At 75.0% G+C, this 22,238-nt stretch carries 20 protein-coding genes; 11 read left to right on the top strand and 9 right to left on the bottom strand.

The genetic code is table 11. The features are described from left to right. Positions 1 to 57: 57 nt before the first annotated feature. Both H9640_RS18000 and H9640_RS18005 read right to left on the bottom strand, forming a co-directional pair. On the bottom strand, positions 58 to 1,470 hold the full coding sequence (locus H9640_RS18000; protein ID WP_191792143.1) for an NAD-dependent malic enzyme: 1,413 nt from the start codon (positions 1,468 to 1,470) through the stop codon (positions 58 to 60). A 399-nt stretch (positions 1,471 to 1,869) separates the two neighbouring features. Further along, positions 1,870 to 2,745 (bottom strand): HAD family hydrolase, encoded by an 876-nt coding sequence (locus H9640_RS18005; protein ID WP_191792144.1) that lies wholly within the window; start codon positions 2,743 to 2,745, stop codon positions 1,870 to 1,872. Positions 2,746 to 2,894: 149 nt separating this feature from the next. On the opposite strand from H9640_RS18005, the gene H9640_RS18010 reads away from it, so the two are divergent. From H9640_RS18010 to H9640_RS18030, 5 genes are all read left to right on the top strand, one after another. After that, entirely contained in the window at positions 2,895 to 4,553 is a 1,659-nt protein-coding gene (locus H9640_RS18010; RefSeq protein WP_318243837.1) for an FAD-dependent oxidoreductase, read from the top strand. Positions 4,554 to 4,694: 141 nt separating this feature from the next. Further along, the gene (gene ssd / locus H9640_RS18015) at positions 4,695 to 5,474 is read left to right on the top strand and encodes a septum site-determining protein Ssd (RefSeq protein ID WP_225227438.1); all 780 of its coding nucleotides are present in this window, start codon (positions 4,695 to 4,697) and stop codon (positions 5,472 to 5,474) included. Next, the gene (locus tag H9640_RS18020; protein WP_191792145.1) at positions 5,471 to 6,628 is read left to right on the top strand and encodes a TadA family conjugal transfer-associated ATPase; all 1,158 of its coding nucleotides are present in this window, start codon (positions 5,471 to 5,473) and stop codon (positions 6,626 to 6,628) included. Before ssd ends, H9640_RS18020 begins: the two co-directional genes overlap by 4 nt. Beyond that, on the top strand, positions 6,625 to 7,284 hold the full coding sequence (locus H9640_RS18025; protein ID WP_318243838.1) for a hypothetical protein: 660 nt from the start codon (positions 6,625 to 6,627) through the stop codon (positions 7,282 to 7,284). The genes H9640_RS18020 and H9640_RS18025 overlap by 4 nt, the downstream gene beginning before the upstream one ends. After that, entirely contained in the window at positions 7,281 to 7,874 is a 594-nt protein-coding gene (locus H9640_RS18030; RefSeq protein WP_191792146.1) for a type II secretion system F family protein, read from the top strand. Before H9640_RS18025 ends, H9640_RS18030 begins: the two co-directional genes overlap by 4 nt. Before the next feature lie 82 nt (positions 7,875 to 7,956). On the opposite strand, the gene H9640_RS18035 is transcribed toward H9640_RS18030, so the two are convergent. The 3 genes from H9640_RS18035 to H9640_RS18045 are packed head-to-tail and all read right to left on the bottom strand — an operon-like array spanning position 7,957 to position 10,018. Further along, positions 7,957 to 9,234, bottom strand: coding sequence for an RNA polymerase sigma factor (locus H9640_RS18035; protein WP_191792147.1), 1,278 nt, complete (start codon positions 9,232 to 9,234; stop codon positions 7,957 to 7,959). Between the two features lie 22 nt (positions 9,235 to 9,256). Then, a complete protein-coding gene (locus H9640_RS18040) occupies positions 9,257 to 9,595 on the bottom strand; it encodes a YciI family protein (RefSeq protein WP_191792148.1) in 339 nt (112 codons plus the stop codon). 12 nt (positions 9,596 to 9,607) lie between these two features. After that, the gene (locus H9640_RS18045; protein WP_191792149.1) at positions 9,608 to 10,018 is read right to left on the bottom strand and encodes a YciI family protein; all 411 of its coding nucleotides are present in this window, start codon (positions 10,016 to 10,018) and stop codon (positions 9,608 to 9,610) included. Between the two features lie 157 nt (positions 10,019 to 10,175). Between H9640_RS18045 and H9640_RS18050 the strand changes: the two genes are divergently transcribed. The 4 genes from H9640_RS18050 (at position 10,176) to H9640_RS18065 (ending at position 12,340) form a co-directional block, all read left to right on the top strand. Next, entirely contained in the window at positions 10,176 to 11,135 is a 960-nt protein-coding gene (locus H9640_RS18050; protein ID WP_225227440.1) for an alpha/beta fold hydrolase, read from the top strand. Between the two features lie 154 nt (positions 11,136 to 11,289). Beyond that, the gene (locus H9640_RS18055) at positions 11,290 to 11,502 is read left to right on the top strand and encodes a DUF4244 domain-containing protein (protein ID WP_138826155.1); all 213 of its coding nucleotides are present in this window, start codon (positions 11,290 to 11,292) and stop codon (positions 11,500 to 11,502) included. Next, positions 11,499 to 11,885 (top strand): TadE family type IV pilus minor pilin, encoded by a 387-nt coding sequence (locus H9640_RS18060; RefSeq protein WP_191792150.1) that lies wholly within the window; start codon positions 11,499 to 11,501, stop codon positions 11,883 to 11,885. Before H9640_RS18055 ends, H9640_RS18060 begins: the two co-directional genes overlap by 4 nt. Continuing rightward, entirely contained in the window at positions 11,882 to 12,340 is a 459-nt protein-coding gene (locus H9640_RS18065; protein ID WP_318243839.1) for an Rv3654c family TadE-like protein, read from the top strand. The genes H9640_RS18060 and H9640_RS18065 overlap by 4 nt, the downstream gene beginning before the upstream one ends. Here H9640_RS18065 and H9640_RS18070 read toward each other — a convergent pair. Both H9640_RS18070 and H9640_RS18075 read right to left on the bottom strand, forming a co-directional pair. Further along, positions 12,248 to 14,863: a DEAD/DEAH box helicase gene (locus H9640_RS18070; protein WP_225227457.1), complete on the bottom strand. Its 2,616-nt coding sequence runs from the start codon at positions 14,861 to 14,863 to the stop codon at positions 12,248 to 12,250. The genes H9640_RS18065 and H9640_RS18070 overlap by 93 nt on opposite strands. Before the next feature lie 319 nt (positions 14,864 to 15,182). Continuing rightward, complete coding sequence (locus tag H9640_RS18075; RefSeq protein WP_191792179.1) at positions 15,183 to 16,499, bottom strand: M18 family aminopeptidase; 1,317 nt, start codon at positions 16,497 to 16,499, stop codon at positions 15,183 to 15,185. Between the two features lie 96 nt (positions 16,500 to 16,595). On the opposite strand from H9640_RS18075, the gene H9640_RS18080 reads away from it, so the two are divergent. Beyond that, positions 16,596 to 17,354: a putative protein N(5)-glutamine methyltransferase gene (locus H9640_RS18080; RefSeq protein WP_191792153.1), complete on the top strand. Its 759-nt coding sequence runs from the start codon at positions 16,596 to 16,598 to the stop codon at positions 17,352 to 17,354. A 50-nt stretch (positions 17,355 to 17,404) separates the two neighbouring features. Further along, positions 17,405 to 18,547, top strand: coding sequence for a 23S rRNA (uracil(747)-C(5))-methyltransferase RlmC (rlmC, locus tag H9640_RS18085; protein WP_191792154.1), 1,143 nt, complete (start codon positions 17,405 to 17,407; stop codon positions 18,545 to 18,547). Here rlmC and H9640_RS18090 read toward each other — a convergent pair. After that, positions 18,528 to 19,388, bottom strand: coding sequence for an SWIM zinc finger family protein (locus H9640_RS18090; protein ID WP_191792155.1), 861 nt, complete (start codon positions 19,386 to 19,388; stop codon positions 18,528 to 18,530). The genes rlmC and H9640_RS18090 overlap by 20 nt on opposite strands. After that, on the bottom strand, positions 19,385 to 22,225 hold the full coding sequence (locus tag H9640_RS18095) for a DEAD/DEAH box helicase (protein ID WP_191792156.1): 2,841 nt from the start codon (positions 22,223 to 22,225) through the stop codon (positions 19,385 to 19,387). Before H9640_RS18095 ends, H9640_RS18090 begins: the two co-directional genes overlap by 4 nt. Positions 22,226 to 22,238 lie beyond the last annotated feature (13 nt).

The raw sequence follows: 22,238 nt of genomic DNA on the forward strand, positions 1-22,238 counted from the left end.
GCGCGGCGCCGTCGGGCAGCTCGCCTCGTCGAGAGGTCCAGCCAGGCAGGCCGCCGCTCAGACGGTGGACGACGCGGCGGCCTCCTCCGCGCGGGCCGCGGCCTCGACCGCAGCCGCCACGACGGTCGTGACCTCGGGGTTGAACACGCTCGGCACGATGTACGTCGGGTTGAGCTGGTCCTCGTGGATCGTCGAGGCGAGCGCGCGGGCCGCCGCGAGCAGCATCGTGTCGGTGATCTTGTGCGACTGGGCGTCCAGCAGGCCGCGGAACACCCCGGGGAACGCGAGCACGTTGTTGATCTGGTTCGCGAAGTCGCTGCGGCCGGTGCCGACGATCGCGGCGTGCTGCGCGGCCTCGACCGGGTCCACCTCGGGCGTGGGGTTGGCCATCGCGAAGACGATCGAGTCCGGCGCCATGGTCGCGATGTCGTCGCCCGTGAGGATGTCCGGGGCGGAGACGCCGATGAAGACGTCGGCCCCGACGAGCGCCTCGACGAGCGTGCCGCTCACGCGCCGCGGGTTGGTGCTGATCGCGGTCCACGCGAGCGCGGGCGACAGGCCCGGGCGGTCGGGGTGGACCACGCCTTCGACGTCGGCGACCACGACGTCGTGCGCGCCCGCCGCCAGGAGCAGCTTGAGGACCGCCGTCCCCGCGGCCCCCGCCCCGGACAGCACGATCCGCACCTCGGCCAGGTCCTTGCCCACGACCTTGAGCGCGTTCGTCAGCGCGGCGAGCGCGACGATCGCCGTACCGTGCTGGTCGTCGTGGAACACGGGGATGTCGAGCTCGGCGCGCAGCCGACGCTCGATCTCGAAGCAGCGCGGTGCCGAGATGTCCTCGAGGTTGATCCCGGCGAAGACGGGCGCGATGGCCTTGACCGTGCGCACGATCTCGTCGGTGTCCTGCGTGTCGAGCGCGATGGGGAACGCGTCGATGTCCGCGAACCGCTTGAACAGCGCGGCCTTTCCCTCCATGACGGGCAGGGACGCGAGCGGACCGATGTCCCCGAGTCCCAGCACCGCCGACCCGTCCGTGACGACCGCGATCGTGTTGCGCTTGATCGTCAGGCGGCGCGCGTCCTCGGGGTGGGCCGCGATGGCCTCGCAGACCCGCGCGACGCCCGGCGTGTAGATCATCGACAGGTCGTCGCGGTTGCGGATGGGGACCTTGGACTCGATCTGGAGCTTGCCGCCCAGGTGCAGCAGGAACGTGCGGTCCGAGACCCGGTCCACCGTCACGCCGTGCAGGGCGCGTAGCGCCGCGACGATCTCCTCGGCGTGCGACTCGCCGCGCGTCGCGACCGTGACGTCGACCGTGATGCGCTCGTGGCCCGACGCGGTGACGTCGAGCGCCGAGACGATCCCGCCGGTCTGCTCGATCGCGGTCGTGAGCTCGCTGACCGCGGTGGGCCTCGCCTCGACCTGGAGGCGGACGGTGATGGACGAGGACACGCTCGGCGCTGAGGTCATGGAGCCAGCGTATTCGGCGCGAGGGACCGTCCGCTGCACGCGGGCGGGCGGGGCGGTCGCCCGGGCCCCGGGCCGATGCACACGTGCCCGGACACGGGAACGGCGCCCCCGGGGGGACGCCGTGCTCGCCAGCGGGGCGAGGGTTAGCAGGCGTGCTGCGAGGGTAGTGCTGCAACGGGTCAAGCCCGGTCAGCCAGTCCTATGCGTGGACTTCTCGCGCGTGGGTTCCGCCCGCCCCTGGTGCTGTTGTCCCTCTGTGATACGCCTGTCCCAGGTGCGGCGCAAGGGGTGGGGAGCCGAACGCGCGAACCTCCACGGGGTGTTCGATCCCGACCCGGGAGGACCCGGACAACGAGGACTCGGTTCGAACGCCGACGCCCTCGGACCAGGGGCGCCGCGCTACGCGGCGGTGCCCTCCTGCGACCCACCGCCCGAGCGCCCGCGCACGGCCCGCCACACGAGCCACGCGACGACCGCGACCGTCACGGCCCCCCCGACCACGGCCGCGGTCCGGGGAGGGGAGAGCTGCGTGCGCAGCGTGACCGGGCGCGTGAACGTCAGCGTGCCCCAGCCGCTCTCGCCCGCCAGCCGCCGCAGCGTCCGGTCGGGGTTGACCGCGAAGCCGTGGCCCACCTCGGCGAGCATCGGGGCGTCCGTGATCGAGTCCGAGTAGGCGTAGGACGCGTCGAGGTCGTAGCCGTGGGTCTCGGCGAGCTCGCGGATCGCGATGGCCTTGTTCTCGCCGTACGCGTAGAAGTCGATCGCACCCGTGTACCGTCCGTCGACGATCTCCATGCGGGTCGCGACGTAGTGGTCGGCGCCCAGGACCGCGGCGATGGGCTCGACGACCTCGGACCCCGACGCCGACACGATCACGACGTCGTGCCCCCGGTCGTGGTGGCTCACGATGAGGTCGACCGCCTCGGCGTAGACGACCGGGTCGATGTACTCGTGCAGCGTCTCCTCGACGATCTGCGACACGGTCCGCACGTCCCAGCCCGTCACGAGCGCGCTCAGGTGCGCGCGCATGCGCTCGGTCTGGTCCGCGTCCGCGCCGCCCACCATGTAGAGGAAGTGCGCGTACGCGCTGCGCAGCACGTCGCCACGGCTGATGAGCCCGCCCGCGTAGAAGGGCTTGGAGAAGGCCGCGGTCGACGACGTCGCGATGATCGTCTTGTCCAGGTCGAAGAACGCGGCGACCTTCCGCGGGCGCCCGTCGCGGGCTCCGGTCGTGGGGCGAGGGCCGGTCTGCGGTGAGTCCTGGGAATGGGTCACCCGGCGAGCCTAGCCGCTGCGGGCGGACAGCGGGGCGGTATGTCCTGGTTCCAGGGAGGTCCCGCGCGAGCGGATGTCGAGATCACGAGCGCGCGGTACGTTCACCGGGGGACAGCGCCGCGGCACCGGGGTCGCGGACCTTCGTCGCCGTGGCCCGCCCGCTGGAGGCACGCATGATCACGCTCGCCGAGCTCCGCGCCGTCGCGATGTTCGAGCCCCTGCCGCCCGAGCCTCTCGAGTTCCTCGTGAGCGCCGTCGAGGACATCCGCCTCCTGCCGGGGGAGTACTTCGCGCACGAGGGCGACGAGCGCGCGTTCTTCGTCGTGATCGAGGGCCGGGCCGAGATCACCAAGATGGTGGCCGGCACCGAACGCGTGATCGGGGTGCGCACGCCCGGCACGTTCTTCGGCGAGATCCCCATGACGCTGAGCACCGCGTTCCCGGCGAGCGGTCGCGCGACCGAGGCGTCGCGCGTCATCAAGCTCGAGGCCCCCGTGTTCTACACGCTCGCGGCCATGGCCCCTTCCGTGCCGGACCACGTCGCGAGCCTCGCGCGCTCGTACCTCGACGCGCTCCAGGCGCACGCGTCGGAGAAGCCCGTCGCGCAGGCGTGCGTGATCGGCCCACGGTTCGACGCGAGGGTCCGGGACCTCGCCACGTTCCTGACGCGCAACCACGTCCCGTTCGACCGGGTCGTGGTCGAGCCGGAGGACGAGCCCGACGGCGCGGCTGACGTCGTGCACCCCGTGCTCGAGCTCCGCGACGGGTCCCGGCTCGCCGACCCCCCGATGCGGGACGTCGCCCGCGCGGTGGGGCTCGCGGTGGAACCGGCGCACGACGAGTACGACGTCGTCGTCCTGGGGGCCGGTCCTGCGGGGCTGACCGCGGCGGTCAACGCGGCCGCGGAGGGGCTGCGCACGCTCGTCGTCGAGAGCCTCGCACCGGGCGGCCAGGCCGGGACCTCGACCCGTATCGAGAACTACACGGGCTTCCCGTACGGCATCTCGGGGGACGACCTCGCGAGCCGCGCCCTCACGCAGGCCCAGCGCCTGGGGGCGGAGATCGTCGTGACGCGCACGGTCGGCGCGGTCGACCCGGGCGCGCACCGGGTCGTGCTCGACGGCGGCGACACGGTGCGAGCTCCCGTCGTGATCGTCGCGACGGGCGTCGAGTGGCGCTCGCTCGCGCTGCCCGCGGTCGAGCGCTTCCTCGGCAACGGCCTGTACTACGGAGCCGCGCGCAGCGACGCCGCGCTCGCGCAGGGGCAGGACGTCTGCATCGTCGGCGCGGGCAACTCCGCGGGGCAGGCCGCGATCTTCTTCTCACGGCACGCCCGGTCGGTCACGATGCTGGTGCGCGGGCCGTCCCTCGGGGCGAGCATGTCGCGGTACCTGATCGACCAGATCGGTGCGAACCCCGGGATCCGCGTCGAGACGCGCCACCAGATCGCCGACCTGCACGGCGACGGGGCGCTCGAGTCCGTCGACGTGCTCGACACCTCGACGGGGGCCACGACCCGGCGTGCGCTGCCCGTCGTGTTCGTCATGATCGGCGCGGACGCGGTGACGGGCTGGCTCGCGCCCGAGATCGCGCGGGACGCGCACGGGTTCGTCCTCACGGGCGGGGACGCGGCGGCCACGTCAGGGTGGACGGCCGACCGGCGGCCGTTCGCGCTCGAGACGAGCGCGCCGGGCGTCTTCGCGATCGGCGACGTGCGCTCGGGCTCGGTCAAGCGGGTCGCGGCGGGGGTCGGCGAGGGCGGGATGGTCATCGCGTACGCGCACCAGTACCTCGCGCTCGCTCCCTGAGGCCGGACCGCCCTCGGCCGTCGTCCACAGGCGCGGTGCGGCACCGGTTCTCCACAGGCCCGACGGCGCAGCCCCCGCGCGCTCGCATCTCGCCCCATGATGGACCCGGCCCGGACCCGGGCCGGAGACGGGGGGACGTCCATGGGCAGGGCAGTGGCAGCCGTGGTGGGTGCGATCGGCGCACGCGGCGGAGCAGGGACGAGCACGGTCGCGGCCGTGCTCGCGGACGGGTTGAGGCGGGCCGGACGCCGTACGGTGCTCGTCGACCTCGAGACCCGAGGCGGCGGGATCGACGTGCTGCTAGGCGTCGACCACCGGGACGGACCACGCTGGTCCGACCTGCGCGACGCGCGCGGCGCCGTCGACGGGCACGCCCTCGCCGGGCTCCTGCCCGCCTGGCGGCACGTGCCGGTCCTCAGCGCGCACCGCAGCGACCCCGTGACCCTCGACGACGGGGTGGTCGTGGACGTCTGCTCGGCCCTCGCCGACGCGTGCGACGTCCTGGTCCTCGACCTGCCGCGCTCGGTGCTGGAGAGCCCGGGCGAGCGTGCCGGGTCCGGTGGCACGGAGCACGTCGCGCTCGTGGGGGCCTGCGACACGCTCCTCCTCGTGACCCCGCTCGACCTGCCCTCGGTCGCCGGGGCCGTCGCGACCGCCGCGCTCGTGGCCCGGCACGGCGCCGGCCGAGCCCTGCGACTCGTAGCGCGGCGACCCGCACCAGGTCGCCTCGACCCGTGGGACGTGAGCGACGTCGTCGGGCTGCCGCTCGCCGGGGTCGTCGCCTGGGACCGAGGGCACGCCGCGCGCGTCGAGCGCGGGCAAGGGCCGGACGTCCGTCCCCGGCGTCCCCTCGGGCGCGCCGGGACCGAGCTGGCCGTCGCGGTCGGTGGCGCCGGGGCCGCCTCGCGGGGCGCAGCATGAGCGGCGACGCGCTCGACGACGCGCTGCTCGCCGAGGTGCGCGGGCAGCTCGTCGGCGGCGCCCCGGCAGACGACGCCCAGCTCCACGCCGCCCTGCGCGGCTCGGGCCGGGTGCTCGGCAGCGACGCGCTCGCGGACCTGACCCGGCGCGCCCGCGCCGAGCTCTACGGTGCGGGCCCGCTCCAACCGCTGCTCGACGACCCCGAGGTGACCGACGTCCTGGTCAACTCTCCCGCGGAGGTGTGGGTCGACCGAGGCGTCGGGCTCGAACGGGTGCCCCTGCACCTGGGGAGCCCCGCGCAGGTGCGGGCGCTCGCCGTCCGGCTGGCCGCGGCGGGCGGGCAGCGGCTCGACGACGCGAGCCCGCTCGTCGACGCCAGGTTGCCCGACGGCACGCGCCTGCACGCCGCGATCGCCCCCGTGTGCGAGTCCGGCGCCGTCATCTCGCTGCGCGTGCTCCGGTCCCGGGCCTTCACGCTCGACGAGCTCGTCGAGACGGGAGCCCTGCACGGGTGCTGGGCGCCCGTGCTGCGTCGCCTCGTCGCCGAACGCGCCAACATGCTCGTCTCGGGCGGCACCGGGACGGGCAAGACGACCCTGCTCGCCGCGCTCCTGTCCCTCGTCCCCGGGTACGAGCGCGTCGTGTGCGTCGAGGAGGCCCGCGAGCTCGTGCCCGACCACCCGCACGTCGTGCCCCTCACGGCGCGGCGCGCCAACGTCGAGGGGGCCGGGGCCGTCGACCTCGCGGACCTCGTCCGCAACGCGCTGCGCATGCGGCCCGACCGGATCGTCCTGGGCGAGTGCCGCGGTGCGGAGGTCCGCGAGGTGCTCATGGCGCTCAACACGGGCCACGACGGCGGACTCGCCACCATCCACGCCAACGCGGCGGCCGTGGTCCCCGCCCGCCTGGAGGCGCTCGCCGCGCTCGCGGGCATGCCGCGCGAGGCCGTCGCTGCCCAGGCCGCCGGGGCCCTCGACGTGGTCCTTCACCTGCGGCGGTCCGGACGCGTGCGGTACCTCGCCGAGATCGGGGTCGTGCGGCGCGACGCCCGCGGAGAGCTCGTGGTCGACCCCGTCGCGACGTGGGACCGGGGGCAGGACCCGGTCTACGGCGCCGGGTGGGACGCGTTCGTGGACCGGTGGGGCGGGGCGTGACCCTCGGCCTGCTCGTCACGTGCGTGGTGTGGGGTGCGGTCGCGCCGTCCGGGCGCCCGGCGAGGGAGCTCGCCGGGCGGCGTCCGGCTCGCAGGTCCCCAGGAGTCCGGCTGCTCGCGTGGCGGCGCACGGGCACGGGGTCCTCGGTGCGGCTGGTCGTCGCGCACGTCGCCTCGCTGCTGCGCGCAGGTGCTGCGCCGGGCACCGCCTGGGTCTCGGCCGCCGGGGTGCGCGTCGACCAGCAGGGGGTGCCCGACCGCGGCGACCTGCTCGCCGTGGTGAGTGCTCGCGGGTCGCTCGAGGCCGAGGGGCAGGTCGCGGCGGTCGTCGCGGCGAGCCGCCTGGCCGCCGACGTCGGCGCGCCGCTCGGCGAGGTCCTGGAGTCGATCGCGCGGGCGCTCGCGGCCGAGTCCGAGGCCCGGGCCGATCGTGAGGCGTCCCTCGCGGGGCCCGCCGCGACGGCGCGCGTGCTGCTGTGGCTGCCGCTCGTCGGGGTGCTGCTCGGCGTCGCGCTGGGGGTGGACCCGGTCGCGACGGCGCTCGGCGGGGGAGCGGGGTCGGCCGGGCTGCTCGCCGGTGCGGTGCTCCTGCTGGTCGGTCGTCGTTGGTCGGGACGGCTCGTGGCACGAGCCCGCGCGGTGGGGGCGCCGCCGTGAGCGACTGGTCCACGGGTGTCGACTGGTCCGTGGTCGTCGTCGTCGCGTGCGGGGCTCTCGTCGCGACGAGCCCGTGGTGGGTCGCTCGGGCCGGGGTGCGTGCCCGGCTCGCCGGGCTCACGCGAGGCGTGCGTGTCGCGAGCGGGGCGGGGGCGGTCGGACCGGTGGAGATCGGTGTCCTGCTCGAGCTGCTCGGGGCCGCGGTCCGCGCGGGGACGAGCGTCCCGCGTGCGCTCGAGGCCGTGGGGCAGGCGATCGGAGGGCCCGACGGCGCCGCGCTCCACCGCGCAGGGGCTGCGGTCGTGCTCGGGGCCGGGTGGGTCGAGGCGTGGGCCGGTGCGCCGCCCCGGTTGGCCATGGTGCAGTCGGCGCTGGGTCTCGCGTGGGAGCAGGGTGCCGCGCCCGGGGAGGCGCTGCGCGCGGCGGGCGAGCAGCTCCGCAGCGACCAGCAGGCGGCCGCGCGCCAGGCCGCGGCGCGGCTCGCGGTGCACCTCGTGCTGCCGCTCGGCGTGTGCTTCCTGCCGGCCTTCGTCCTCATCGGTCTGCTGCCCGTCCTGCTGTCGCTGGGCGGCGGGGTGCTGGGGGACTGAGCCGCTGGGCGGCCCGCGCTCGGGCGCCGGCGCTAGCGGCGGCACCCGGGAGCCGTCCGCAGGACGGCCGTGCCGAAGGAGCTCACCGCCGCGCGGCAGCGCGCACCTCGACCAGCCGCCGCGTCAGGTGCTCTCGCTCGGCCGCGTTCCCGCAGCGACGCACGGCCTCCTCGAACGACGCCGCGGCCTCCGTCGGCCGGTCGGCGCGCGACAGCAGCTCGGCACGCGTCGCGGGCAGCCGATGGTTCGTCCGCAGGATCTCGTCGATCCCTTCGAACTCGTCGATCAGGGCCAGGGCGGCGAGCGGCCCCCGGGCCTCGGCGACCGCGACCGACCTCGCGAGGCGCACCATCGCCGAGCCCGTGGCCGCCTCCAGGTCCGCGTACAGGTCGGCGATCGCGCCCCAGTCGGTGTCGGTGGCGCGTCCCGCGGCGGCGTGTGCGGCGGCGATCGACGCCTGGAGGCGGTACTCGTCCGCGAGGCCCGTGACGTCGTCGGGCACGGACGCGAGCAGCGCGAGGCCCGCCGCGATCTCCTCACCGTGCCACCGCGACCTGTCCTGGTCCGCGAGCAGCACGAGCGACCCGTCCGCCGCCGTCCGCGCGTCCCGGCGCGAGTGCTGGAGCACCATGAGCGCCAGCAGCGCGCGCACGACCGGGCGCCCCGGCACCAGCTCGTCGAGCAGGCGCCCCAGGCGGATCGCCTCGCCCGCGAGCTCGACCCGCAGGACGTCCGACCCCGTGCCCGGCGCATAGCCCGCGGTGAAGATCAGGTACAGGACCGAGGCGACGTCGTCGAGCCGTCCGCCCAGCCGCTCGGGCGGCGGGACCTCGAACGGGATGCCTGCCGCGACCAAGCGCTTCTTCGCACGCGTCAGGCGAGCAGCCATGGTCGAGTCCTGGACCAGGAAGAGGCGCGCGATGTCGGCGACCGGCAGACCTGCGACGAACCGCAGCGTCAGTGCCGTGCGCGCCTCGACCGACAGCGCCGGGTGGCAGCACGAGAAGACGAGCCGGAGCCGTTCGTCGGGCAGGTGCGCGCCGTCGTCGGGCGGGCCGGGCACCGCGTCCGAGGCGTCCGCCGCCGACCGTGCCTCCACGATCATGAGCGGGACCTTCTGGACGGCGACCGCCTCCGCGCGCAGGCGGGCGAGGACCCGCCGCCCGGCCGCGGTGCGCAGCCAGGCGGCGGGGGAGTCGGGCACGCCGTCCTCGGGCCAGGTACGGGCCGCAGCGGCGAACGCGTCCGCGAGCGCGTCCTCCGCGAGGTCCGGGCGGCGGTAGCGCGCGACGAGCATCGCGAGCAACCGCGCCCAGTGCTCCCGCCAGGCGGCCGAGAGCGCGTCGTCCGCCTCGGTCACCCGTGGCCTCCGGGGCGCCAGGTCATAGGTCGTCCACGTCCACGACCGGACGGAGCTCGACCGTGTACTGCGGCAGGAGGGCGACGGCCTCGATCGCGGTGTCGATGCTCGGCAGGTCCGCGAGATAGAACCCGCCGAGCTGCTCGGTGAGCTCGGCGTACGGTCCCTCGGTCACGACGACGTCGCCGTCGCGGCGCCGGACCGTGGTCGCCGCCGAGACCGTGCTCAACGCCTCGGCGGCCTCCAACCTCCCGCGCTCGCGCAGGAACGCCGCGAACTCGTCGTGCTGCACCATGTACCGCGACCGCTCGTCGGCGGAGGCCGCGGCCCAGACCTGCTCGTCCTCGTACAGCAGGAACATGACCTTCACGGGTCAGGCCCCCGCGCCGGCGGTCGACGCGACGGCAGCCTCGGGGTCGGTCGCGTCGCCGGTCCCGCCGTGGTCGACCGTGGGGCGGATCTCGTACGTGCAGCCGTCGCCCGCGAAGACCTCGTCGATGATCGTCGCGAGCCCGGGCAGGTCGTCGCTCACGACCAGGTAGAGGCCGCCGATCTGCTCGGCGAGCTCGGTGAACGGGCCCTCGGTCGTCCCGACGCCCGGGCGGACCAGGGTCGCCGTCCCGGCGGCCTCGAGCTCGACGCCGCCCGTGATGCGGTGCCCCTCGGCGACGACGCGGCGCGTGAACTCGTCGTGCTGGGCCATGATCTCGGCGGCCAGGTCCGGACGCATGGCAGGCGTGCCGTCCTCCGGGGCGTGGATGAGGATCGCGTACTCGGTGCTCATGATTCCTCCAGATGAGTGGGTGGTGGGTCCTTCATCACGATGACGCGTGACCACCGACGGAATCGACAGCCGCTGCCGACCAGTTTCACGGGAAGAGGTGGCGGACGCGAGGAGAACCGGCCACGGGCTGACCGGTACCGGTGCGCATCATGGCGACATGAACCCAACGATGCGTCCCAGTGCCCCCGACTTCCCCGAGCCCACCCTGGTAGCCGTCAACGGCGTGGAGCTCGAAGTCTTCGAAGCAGGCAGGCACAACGCGGGGCGGCCCGTCGTGCTGTGCCACGGCTGGCCAGGCCACGCCATCTCCTGGCGCCACCAGATGTCCGCCCTGGCGGCAGCGGGCTACCACGTCATCGTCCCGAACCAGCGCGGCTACGGCGGCTCGTCCCGGCCGGCCGACGTGACCGAGTACGACATCGAGCACCTGTCCGGAGACCTGGTCGCGCTCCTCGACCACTACGGCTACGAGGACGCCACGTTCGTCGGTCACGACTGGGGTGCGTTCGTCGTCTGGGGGCTGACCCTGCTGCACCCACACCGGGTCAACCGGGTGATCAACCTGAGCCTGCCCTACCAGGAGCGCGGCGACAGGCCCTGGATCGAGGGCATGGAGGCGGCGCTGGGCGCCGACTTCTACTTCGTCCACTTCAACCGCCGCCCAGGCGTCGCGGACGCCGTGTTCGACGAGAACCCCCACCAGTTCCTGCGCAACCTGTACCGGAAGAACGAGCCCCCCGCCGAGCCCCGGCCGGGCATGGCGCTCATCGATCTCGCCAGAGCGACGACGCCGCTCGGTGACCCCGTCCTGAGCGACGGTGAGCTGGCCGTCCTCGTCTCCGCCTTCGAGTCGACGGGGTTCACGGGCAGCATCAACTGGTACCGGAACCTCGACCGCAACTGGCACCTGCTGGCGGACGCGGACCCGGTCGTCAAGCAGCCCGCCCTCATGATCTACGGCGGACGGGACATGGTCGCGCGGTCGGAGCGGCTCGCGGAGTTCGTGCCCGGCGTGGACGTGGTCGACCTGGACTGCGGTCACTGGATCCAGCAGGAGCTGCCGGAGGAGACGAACCGAGTGATCCTCGCCTGGCTGGAACAGCAGGACGCCACCTGACGGTTCGTGGCCCGCTGGACGGGCCGTGCACAGGTCGCCCACGGGGACCTCGCTCCACAGCGGTGTCCCTCGGCCCCGCGCACCGGGGCTCCGGCCCGCCACAGTGGGCGGCACGGCGCGCGACGGGCGGGCCACGGACCAGGAGGAGACACCCATGAAGGCTGTGCACGGAGCGAGAGCGGGATGGGCGGGGCTGCTCGCCCGGGTCCGCGGCGAAGACCCGGAAGCCGGTCTCGCGACCGCCGAGTACGCGGTGGCGACCATCGCGGCGGTCGGGTTCGCCGGGCTGCTCATCGCGATCCTCAAGAGCGGCGAGGTGCGCGAGATGCTGCTCGGCATCATCCAGCGCGCCCTGTCGATCGGATGAGCGAGACGGCCACCAGCGCGCGGTGGCGGCCCGGGCGCAGGTTCCGCGACCGTGAGCGCGGCACCGTGACCGCCGAGCTCGCGCTCGCGCTGCCCGCGGTCGTCCTCGTGCTGGTGGCCGTCCTCACGCTCGCCGCGGCAGCGAACGCACAGCTCCAGGCCGCCGACGCCGCGCGCGCCGCGGCCCGGGCCGTCGCGATCGGAGAGGACGACGCGGCGGTGCGTGCCGTCGTCGGGCGGGCGGCCGGGCCCGACGCCACGGTGACCGTCACGCGCGGCGACCCGTGGGTCGAGGTGCGCGTCTCCCACCCCGTGGTCGGCGGCTGGTTGTCGCGCTCGCCGCTCCAGGCACGCGGGGCGGCGGTCGCGTGGAGCGAGCCGTGAGCCCCCGTGACCGCGGCTCAGGAACCGTGCTGGCGCTCGGTCTGATCGCGGTCGTCCTCGTGCTGGGGCTGGCGCTCGCGGCGCTCGCCTCGGCCCAGGGGGCCTGTGGGCGGGCGCAGGCAGCGGCCGATCTCGCAGCGCTCGCCGCGGCGACCGCCCTCCAGCGAGGGTGGGACGCCTGCCCGACGGCGCGGGAGACCGCGGAGCGCAACGGCGCCGTGGTCGTGGCCTGCGACGAGCAGGGGGCCGGTGTCGTCCGGGTCGACGTCACGCGCGAGGCGACGGGGTGGGCCGGGGTGCTGGGCACCGCGCGGGCCGCCGCCCGCGCGGGGCCGGCGTCGGCGCGGGGAGGGGGCGAGCCGTCAGTCGGACGGCGCGAACGCGAGCACCGCGTCGAGCAGACGGACCGCCGCGGCCTTGTCGAGCGGGTTGTTGAAGTTGCCGCACTTGGGTGACTGCACGCACGCGGGGCAGCCGTCCGCGCACGGGCAGCGCGAGATCGCTGCCCGCGTCGCGCGGAGCCACGTCGCGCCCAGGTGAAACCCCCGCTCGGCGAAGCCCGCACCGCCGGGGTACGCGTCGTACACGAAGACCGTCGCCTGCTCGGTGTCGACGTGCATCGCGGTCGAGACCCCGCCCAGGTCCCAGCGGTCGCACGTCGCGAGCAGCGGCAGGAGCCCGATCGACGCGTGCTCGGCCGCGTGCAACGCTCCCGGCGCGGTGTCGGCGTCGATTCCGGCGGCCTCGAGCACCTCGGCCGGGACGGTCCACCACACGGCGGTCGTCGGGAGCGTGTGCTCGGGCAGGTCGAGCGGCTCGGTGCCCAGGATCTGCAGGTCCGGCAGGCGTCGGCGCTGGAAGCTCACGACCTGGCTCGTGACCTCGACCGGCCCGAACCCCCAACCGATCGGCCCCCACCAGCGCTGGATCGCTGGGTGCGTGGCGTCGTTGGGGACCGTCACCGGGACCGTGCCCGGCTCCTCGTCACGGACGCCGTGGATCGCTATCTCCGTGACCGAGCGCGACCACGTCCCGAAGTCGACGTCCCGGCGTGCGACGAGCGCGACGCCGTCGCGCAGGTCGAGCGACTCCACGACGTAGCTCACTCCTTGGTGGACGTAGACCGCGCCGTCGTGGACGGAGCCGTCGGCCGACGCCGCGTCGACCGTGCCGAGCAGGCGTCCCGTGCCCGCCTCCACGACGCGCACGGGCGAACCGCCCGAGCCGCGCAGGTCCGTCATCGCGGCCGCGGACTGGGCGTGCGTCCAGTACCACCCGGAGGCCCGACGGCGCAGCGCACCCCGCGCGACCAGCACGCCCAGGAGCTCGGTCACCGCGGCGGGGTCGCCGAACTGCGGCAGGTCGGACTGCCGGAGCGGGACCTCGGCAGCCGCAGCGCACAGGTGCGGCGCGAGGACGTACGGGTTGGCGGGGTCGAAGACCGTGGCCTCCAGGGGGGCCGCGAAGATCGCCTCGGGGTGGTGCACGAGGTAGGTGTCGAGCGGGTCCTCGCGTGCGACGAACGCGACCAGGCCGTCGGCGCCCGCCCGCCCCGCCCGCCCGGCCTGCTGCCAGACCGACATGCGGGTGCCCGGCCAGCCCGCGATGAGCACCGCGTCGAGACCCGAGATGTCGACCCCGAGCTCGAGCGCGTTGGTCGTCGCGAGGGCCCGGATCGCGCCGCTGCGCAGCGCCTGCTCGAGCTCCCGGCGCTCCTCGGGGAGGTAGCCGCCGCGATAGGCCGCGACCCGGCGCGCGAGCTGGGGCGAGACGACGCGCAGGTGGTCCTGGGTCTGGGTCGCGACGGCCTCGGCGCCGCGGCGCGAGCGCGTGAACGCGAGGGTCCGCGCGCCTGCCGCCGTGAGGTCGGCGAGGAGGTCCGCGGCCTCGGCCGTCGCGGACCGGCGCGGGCGCTCGGGGGAGTCGCCCGGGGTCGCGGGCTCGTCGGGGTCGCTCGTCAGGCCCAGCTCGTCGTGGGCCGTGGGGTCGATCAGGAGGGACTCCGCGAGGGCCGCATCTGCCGCCGGGTCGTTCGCTGCCGCGGCGCGGGCCTGCGCGGCCTCGTAGCCCAGGACCTCGGGCGGCTGCCACAGCGCGAACGTCTTGCGCCCGGCGGGGCTCGTGTCGGCGTCGACCGTGACGATCTGCTCGGGCGGGACCCCGATGAGACGGCCTGCGCTCACGGAAGGGTCGGCCGTGGTGGCCGACGCGACGACGAACGTGAGGCCCCTCCGTGGCGCAGCGCCGTCAGAAGCAGCGTGACCTTGAGGGCTCCCTGGGTCTGACAGCCCACCGGGAGACGTCTGTGTCGCTGGCGCGTAGTGCGCCGCGAGCCGCGCGAGGCGCCGGAGCACCAGCGCGACGTGCGCCCCGAACACCCCCCGGTAGGAGTGCCCCTCGTCGACGACGACGTAGCGCAGGTTGCGCAGGAACCGCGCCCAGCGCCGGTGGTTGGGCATGAGCGCGAAGTGCAGGAAGTCGGGGTTGGTCAGCACGACGTCCGCGTACTCCTGCACCCACTTGCGCTCCTCGAACGACGTGTCGCCGTCGCACGTCGAGACCTTGACGTCGCCCGCGCGCGAGGCGTCGAGGAGGCGTTGGAGGCCGTTGACCTGGTCGGCCGCGAGGGCCTTGGTCGGGCTCAGGTAGAGGACCGTGCCGCGCGTGCGGGCACTCTCGATCCGGCCCGGGGCCAGGGTCTCGGCGGCGCGGTCGGCGCGCACCGCGGTGAGCGCGGGCAGCCAGAACGCCAGGGACTTGCCCGAGCCGGTCGACGTCGCGAGCGCGACGTGCCGCCCCGACCAGGCGGCCTCGGCGGCCTCGACCTGGTGTGCCCAGGGGCGCTCGACGCCCAGCGAGCGGTAGCCCGCGACGAGCGAGGCGTCGGCCCAGCCTGGCCAGTCCGCCTGCTGGCCGGGGCGACCGGGCAGGTGCTCGACGTGCGTCAGCCGGTCGGCGCGGCGGCCACCCGCGAGCAGGACGTCGAGGAGGGCGCCTGGCCGGTCGGAGAAGGGCTGGCCGCTGGGACTCGCACCCGGACGGCCGACGCCCGCCGTGTCGTCCGACGCGGCGTCCGGTTCCGGGGTTCGCGACGGGCTGGGCACGTCTCAGAGTCTCCCACCTGGTGCTTGCGGGCGCCGAACCGTCGAGCGGGCGCTACCCCTGCGGGCGGCGAGGTAGAACGTTCTGCGCGACGTAGTGCGCGAGGGGTTCTACCTCGCGCACTACGCCCTACCTCGGTGACGTGGTGACGTGGTGACCTGGTGACGGTGACCTGGGGACGGACTCCCGCCGGTCTCAGCCCGCGAAGACCTGCCCGATCGCGCGCGACAGGTAGTACGGGTCCGCGACGGCCGTGAGCTCGCGCGCCGAGTGCATCGAGAGGATGGGCGCGCCGACGTCGACCGTCCGGATGCCGAGGCGGGTCGCGGTCAACGGCCCGATCGTGGACCCGCACGGGACGGTGTTCTCCGAGACGAACTCCTGGCTCGGCACCCCGGCGGCCGCGCAGGCCGCGGCCCAGGTCGCCGCACCGTGGGCGTCGGTCGCGTACCGCTGGTTGGCGTTGATCTTGAGGATCGGACCGCCGCCCGCCACGGGGCGGTTCGCCGGGTCGTGGCGCTCCGGGTAGTTGGGGTGGACCGAGTGCCCGACGTCGCTCGACACGCACAGGGACCCCGCGAGCGCGCGGTGCCGGTCCTCGTCGCTCGCCCCGAGCCCGCCGCTGACGCGCGACAGGACGTCCGCGAGGAACGGGCCGCTGGCCCCCGAGCGTGTCTCGCTGCCGATCTCCTCGTGGTCGAACGCCGCGAGGACCGCGATCGGCGTCTCGCCGCTCGGGGTCCCGGCCGCCGCCTCCAGCAGCGCGACGAGACCGGCGTGCACCGACAGCAGGTTGTCGAGCCGTCCCGAGGCGAGGAGCTCTTCGTGCGCGCCGAAGATCCGCGGCGCCTGCGTGTCGGCCACGACGAGGTCGTACCCCCCGACCTCCGCTGCCCGGACGCCCGCGTGCTCGGCGAGGAGCGCGAGCAGGTCGGCGTCGGGGGCGCCGAGCGTGCCAAGGCCCCACACGGGCTGGGTGTGGCGCTGCTTGTCGAGCGTGAGGCCGTCGTTCGCGGCACGGTCGAGGTGGATCGCGAGCTGCGGGATGCGCAGCAGGGGTCCGGTCCGCACGAGGTGGCTGCGGCCGTCGAGCGTCACGAGCCGTCCTGCGAGCTCGAGCTCGCGGTCGAGCCACGAGTTGAGCAGCGGGCCGCCGTAGACCTCGACGCCTGCCTGCCACCAGCCTTCGCGGCCCGTGGTCGGCCTGGGCTTGAGCTTGAAGCCGGGTGAGTCGGTGTGCGCGCCGAGGATCGCGAAGGGCGTCGTGGGGCTCGCCCCGGCGGGCGTGACCCACGCGATGACGGCGCCGTCCCGCACGACGACGTAGCGCCCTCCGGCGGTCGTGCGCGGCCAGGCGTCGGCCTCGTCGAGCAGCGTGAAGCCTGCCTCGACGGCGCGGCGCGCGACCTCGTGGGCCGCGTGGAACGACGAGGGCGAGGCCTCGACGAATCGCGCGAGGTCCTCTGCGTGGGCTCGAGCCTGCGGGGACGGGCCCCGTGGGGTGGCGGCCACGAGGGTGGTGGGACGGGCGGGGGCGGGGGCTGCGTCGTCGGGCACGTGTCCATTATCCGCCCGTGCGCGGGGCCGGGTAGTAGCGTGAGTCCCGCCATGAGCCCGTCAGACGTCGTGTCCACCCTGCGCGCAGCGGGATGCGTGTTCGCCGAGGAGGAGGCGGACCTCCTCCGTGCGGCCGCGACGTCCCCGGCCGAGCTGGACGCCATGGTGGCGAGCCGGGTGGCGGGGCTGCCCCTCGAGCAGGTCGTCGGGTGGGCCGAGTTCTGCGGGCTGCGCATCCTGGTCGATCCCACGGTGTTCGTGCCGCGACGTCGCACGGCGCTCCTCGCGTCGCTCGCGAGCGGGCTCACGGGGGAGCGTGCGACGGTCGTCGACCTGTGCTGCGGTACGGGCGCGCTGGGTGCGGTGCTGGTCGCGGCGCACCCGGGCATCGACCTGCACGCCGCGGACGTCGACCCCGCCGCGGTGCGCTGCGCCCGCCGGAACCTCGATGGACAGGTGCATGAGGGGGACTTGTACAACGCCCTGCCGACCCGCCTGCGCGGGATCGTGGACGTCCTCGTCGTCAACGCGCCCTACGTCCCGACCGGTGCGATCGAGACCATGCCGCCCGAGGCGAGGATCCACGAGGCCCGCGTCGCGCTCGACGGCGGCCGCGACGGCCTCGACGTGCACCGACGGGTCGCCGCCGAGGCCGCGGGCTGGCTGGCCCCCGGTGGCCACCTCCTGATCGAGACGAGCGAGCGGCAGGCGCCCGTCGCGGTCGGCCTCTTCGAACGCGAGGGCCTCGTCGCGCGCGTCGAGACCGACGACGAGCTCGGGGCGACGGTCGTGATCGGCGAGAAGCCGTAGCACCCAGAGCCGGGCCGTCCCTCGCAGGACCGCCCCGTAGGATCGGGGGAATGCAGTGCCCCCACTTCGACGCCCACGAGTGCCGTTCGTGCACCCTGATGGGCCAGGGCTACGCCGCGCAGCTCGCCGACAAGCAGCGGCACGCGGGCGAGCTCCTCGCGGCACACACCGACCTGCGGTGGGAGCGACCGGTCGCGAGCCGCGAGTCGGGCTTCCGCAACAAGGCCAAGATGGTCGTGGGCGGCACGGTCGAGCGCCCGACGCTCGGCATCCTCGACGCTGGCGGACGCGGCGTCGACCTCCAGGACTGCGGCCTCTACCCGGCCGACCTCCAGGCCGTCTTCCCCGTCCTCGCGCACTTCGTCACCCGGGCACGCCTCACGCCCTACGACGTGACGACACGGCGCGGCGAGCTCAAGAACGTGCTGGTCACGCAGTCCCCGGACGGCGAGCTCATGGTGCGTTTCGTGCTGCGCTCGCAGGAGCCGGTCTCGCGCCTGCGCAAGCACCTGCCGGCCCTGCTCGACGCGCTGCCGCGGGCCCGCGTGGTGTCGGTCAACATCCTGCCCGAGCACAAGGCCGCGCTCGAGGGCGAGCAGGAGATCCTGCTGACCGAGGCCGACACGCTGACCATGCGCGTGAACGGCATCGAGATGCACCTGCGCCAGCAGAGCTTCTTCCAGACCAACACCGAGGTCGCCGCGGCCCTGTATCGCCAGGGCCGCGCATGGGTCGACGAGGCCGCGCCGGGCAGCGTCTGGGACCTGTACTGCGGTGTGGGCGGCTTCGCGCTCCACTGCGCGACGCCGGGTCGAGAGGTGGTCGGGATCGAGTCGAGCCGCGAGGCGATCGTGAGCGCCGAGCGCAGCGCGGCCCAGGCGGGGCTCGACGACGTGACCTTCCGGGCCGGGGACGCCACGGCGTTCGCCCTGGCGGCCCAGCGCGTCCCCGACCTCGTGATCGTGAACCCGCCGCGGCGCGGGATCGGCGCCGACCTCGCGGGCTGGCTCGAGTCCTCGACCGTGCAGCAGGTCGTCTACTCGAGCTGCAACGCGGTGTCGCTGGCCCGCGACCTCGCGGCCATGCCGTCGCTGCGGCCCGTGCGGGGCCGCGTCCTGGACATGTTCCCGCAGACCACGCACTACGAGGTCATGGTCCTGCTCGAGCGCACCCTCAGCGGTCCAGCGCGGTGAGTCGTTCGGCCGCGGACCGGGCCGCGGCGGCGAGCACGGTCCGCAGGCCGGCGAGGTCGACGGGCGTCCCGTCGCCCGTCTCGTCCGGCACGCCGGGGAGCAGGTCGGCGGCGGCCGGGGGCTCGGGGACGTCGGGCGGTGGGGGCAGCTCTCCGAGGACCCGCGGGCTCGACGGCGCTTGCCCCGTCCTCGTGCTGCTCGCCGGGGTGTCGGCCGGGTCGGGTGGTGCGTCGACCCGTGCGGCCTCCTGCTCGGGCGCGTGGCCCGGCGACGAGAGGTCGCGCAGCGCGTCGAGGATCTGCTCGCGGGTCCGCCCGCGCAGCAGGAAGAGCACGAACGGGTCGGCGTCGAGCAGCCAGCCCGCCTGGTAGCTGAGCGCTGCCGCGTGCAGGCAGGGCAGGTCCCAGGTGGGGCAGTCGCACTCGGGTTCGAGGTCGCCGATCCCGGGGAGCAGCGAGACGTCGGCGTCGACGGCGGCGGCGACGACGTCGCGGGGCATCTCGCCCGCGAGCAGCGCCGCGAGCCGACCCGAGCGGGACGCGAGGGCGTGCAGGAACCGGTCCCACTCGTCGTCGGTCAACGGTTCGAGCGAGACGACCGTGTGGTACATCTCGCCGTCGTCATCTTGTACGCGAGCCTGGACGGCTCCCGGGCCGACCGTGATCGGACCCACGCGACCCGTCCGCGCGTAGGCCCGACCCTTCTTGAGCGGCCCCGCGTCGAGGGCGAACTCCTCCATCGCCCGGACCCAGGCGCGCGCCCACCAGGACTGGCCCCGACGGACTGCACCCTTGGCCGCAGTACCCGTCGGAGGGAACGCGGGGAAGCCCACGGCGCTCACGGGCGCCTCCTCTCGTCGCTCCGCAGCGACACCAGCTCGGCGAGCGCCGCGGTGCTGAGCTCCGAGATCGCTCCCTCGACACCCCCGGCGCCCAGCACGGCGTCGGCGAGCTCCCTCTTGGACTCGATCATGCGGGCGATGTGCTCCTCGATGGTTCCCTCGCTGGTCAGGCGGTGCACCTGGACGGGTCGCGTCTGCCCGATCCGGTAGGCACGGTCGGTCGCCTGCTCCTCGACGGCGGGGTTCCACCAGCGGTCGAAGTGGATGACGTGGTCGGCCCGGGTGAGGTTGAGACCGGTCCCGGCGGCCTTGAGCGAGAGCAGGAACACGGGCGGCATCTCCTCGGTCGCCTGGAAGCGCGCAACCATCTGCTCGCGCTGCGCCACGGGTGTCCCGCCGTGCAGCAGCATGGTCGGCACGCCGCGCCGGCCGAGGTACGTCTCGAGGAGCCGGGCCATCGCGACGTACTGCGTGAACACGAGGACCGCGCCCTCCTCGGCCCGGATCGTCGTGACGAGCTCGGTGAACGCGTCGAGCTTGCCCGACCTCCCCGACAACCGGGGATCCTCCTCGTGCAGGTACTGCGCCGGATGGTTGCAGATCTGCTTGAGGTGCGTGAGCAGGCCGCCGATCATGGCGCGGCGCCCCATGCCCTCGGCCCGGTCGATCTCCTCGAGGGCCGACCGGACCGCGCCCTCGTAGAGCCCGACCTGCTCGGCCGTGAGCGGCACCACCTGGTCGGTCACGGTCTTGGGCGGCAGCTCGGGCGCGATCCCCGGGTCGGACTTGCGCCGCCGCAGCAGGAACGGCCGCACCAGGCGCGAGAGGCGTTCGGCGAGGACCGGGTCGCGGGTCCCCTCGATCGGGTCGGCCCAACGTCGCCGGAACTGCCCGCGCGTGCCCAGGAGCCCCGGGTTGAGCCAGTCCATGACGGCCCACAGCTCGGTGAGGTTGTTCTCCACCGGGGTCCCGGACAGCGCGACGCGCGCCTCGGCGGGGATCGTGCGCAGCGCCTTCGCGGTGCCGGACCCGGGGTTCTTGACGTGCTGCGCCTCGTCCGCGACGAGGAGCCCCCACCGGTGCGCACCCAGCACGGGCGTGGTGCGGGAGGCGTCGGACAGGACGGTCCCGTAGGTCGTCAGCACGAACCCGTCGTCGACCCCACGCAGGTCGCGCGACGCCCCGTGGAATCGGCGCACCGCGACGCCGGGCGCGAACCGGCGGATCTCCTGCTCCCAGTTGCTCAGGAGGGAGGCCGGGCACACGACCAGGGTGGGTCCCGTGCCCGCGCCGCCCACCTGCGGCGGTGCGGCGTCGTCGGGCCGGGCGCGGTGCAGGTGCAGCGCGATGAGCGTGATCGTCTTGCCGAGGCCCATGTCGTCGGCGAGGCACGCGCCGAGCCCCAGACCGGTCAGCCGCGCGAGCCAGCGCAGGCCGTCGAGCTGGTAGTCGCGCAGCGAGGCGTCCAGCCCGTCCGGCACGACGACGTCGCGCGCCGGGGCCGGGTCCTCGAGCTCGGCGCGGAGCCGGTCGAGCCACGGCGTCGGTGTCACGGCCAGGTCCTGCTCTCCCACGCGGGCCACGCCCGTGAGCGCTGCCGCGACGGCGTCGAGCGCTGAGACGGGCTGGGCCGCGCGCCGCGTCGCGGCGTGCGCCGCGGCCGGGTCGGCGAGGACCCACCGCCCCCGCAGGCGCACGACGGCGGAGCGCCCCTCGGCATGGACGCGCGCCAGGTGCTCGCGCTCGGCCGCGGTGAGGCGGACCCCGTCGAGCGTCAGCTCGTGCGTGAGCATCATGGGGCTCGACGCGACCCCTGACCGGTCCGTGACGGGCCCGGCACGCAGCAGGGCGGGGAGGGCGCCGGCCGCGTCGGGGGCTTCGGTCGGCGAGAAGACCGCGACGGAACGGACCTGGCCGGCGAGGCTCGCGGGCCACTCGACGCCGATCCCCGTCGCGGCGAGTGCCGCAGCGCCCCCGGCGAGGAGCTCGCGCACGTCGGCCGGGGCGAGGACGAGGTCGCCGGGGACGGGCTGGTCGAGCAGCCCGTCGAGCGGGGGCCAGGCATGGGCTCCCGCGCGCAGCCGGACCAGGACGTCGCCGAGCGCGTCGCGCGCGCCGGGGTCCGTGCGGGCGGCGGTCCACAGCTCGTCGGCCGTCCGTGCACCGTCACGACCGTGCGTGACGACGGTCGCGAGCCAGTCGCTCCTCGCGAGGTCGCCGTCGGCGGTGGGCCGGTCGCTCGACAGCGGGTCGAGCCGGAGGCTCACCGTGACCCGCGGGTCGAGCAGCGCGGCGACGTCCCGTGCCCAGGCGGCGAGGCCGTCCTGCGCCTCGTCCTCCGCGGCAGGTCGGTCGTCAGGGGCGGCCTCGACCAGCTGCCCAGCCGGCCCCGGCGGCACGCCGACGGCCGTCGCAGCGCGTCGGACCCAGGTGCTCGCGACCACGTCCATGATCCGCCGCACGGTGTCGGCGCGCGTCGCCCGGTCGCAGCCTTCCCAGAGCACGAACCCGTCGACGTCATGGTCAGCGCGAGGGGCGATCCCGCCCACCAGCGCCCCTTCGGCTCCCTCGGGCATGGCATCCGCCAGGGCGTCCACGCGGTCGAGGGCGGCACCGTCGAGCGGGGCCACCCGCCACCCTGCGGAGCCTGCGGCGACCGCGGGCACGAGGCGACCGGCCGCGACGTGTCCCAGGGCCTCGGCGCACACTGCTCCCCAGAACACCTCGGCGGGGCTGCCGTCTCCCGCCGCCCAGGCGTCGAGCAGGGCGTCGACGCCTGGCGGGTGCCCGCCGCCCGAGGTCGAGCCGGCGGTCGGGTGTGGCGCTGGTCGCGGCACAGGACCTCTTTCC

Origin of the sequence: Oerskovia gallyi (genome assembly GCF_014836745.1) — a bacterium.
In the GTDB taxonomy this organism is placed as follows: domain Bacteria; phylum Actinomycetota; class Actinomycetes; order Actinomycetales; family Cellulomonadaceae; genus Oerskovia; species Oerskovia paurometabola.

Excerpts from the sequence above, each read along its gene's own strand:
- H9640_RS18000 (WP_191792143.1), bottom strand. The coding sequence starts at position 1,470 with ATGACCTCAGCGCCGAGCGTGTCCTCGTCCATCACCGTCCGCCTCCAG.
- ssd (WP_225227438.1), top strand. The coding sequence starts at position 4,695 with ATGGGCAGGGCAGTGGCAGCCGTGGTGGGTGCGATCGGCGCACGCGGC.
- H9640_RS18020 (WP_191792145.1), top strand. The coding sequence starts at position 5,471 with ATGAGCGGCGACGCGCTCGACGACGCGCTGCTCGCCGAGGTGCGCGGG.
- H9640_RS18040 (WP_191792148.1), bottom strand. The coding sequence starts at position 9,595 with ATGTTCCTGCTGTACGAGGACGAGCAGGTCTGGGCCGCGGCCTCCGCC.
- H9640_RS18045 (WP_191792149.1), bottom strand. The coding sequence starts at position 10,018 with ATGAGCACCGAGTACGCGATCCTCATCCACGCCCCGGAGGACGGCACG.
- H9640_RS18050 (WP_225227440.1), top strand. The coding sequence starts at position 10,176 with ATGAACCCAACGATGCGTCCCAGTGCCCCCGACTTCCCCGAGCCCACC.
- H9640_RS18055 (WP_138826155.1), top strand. The coding sequence starts at position 11,290 with ATGAAGGCTGTGCACGGAGCGAGAGCGGGATGGGCGGGGCTGCTCGCC.
- H9640_RS18060 (WP_191792150.1), top strand. The coding sequence starts at position 11,499 with ATGAGCGAGACGGCCACCAGCGCGCGGTGGCGGCCCGGGCGCAGGTTC.
- H9640_RS18080 (WP_191792153.1), top strand. The coding sequence starts at position 16,596 with ATGAGCCCGTCAGACGTCGTGTCCACCCTGCGCGCAGCGGGATGCGTG.
- rlmC (WP_191792154.1), top strand. The coding sequence starts at position 17,405 with ATGCAGTGCCCCCACTTCGACGCCCACGAGTGCCGTTCGTGCACCCTG.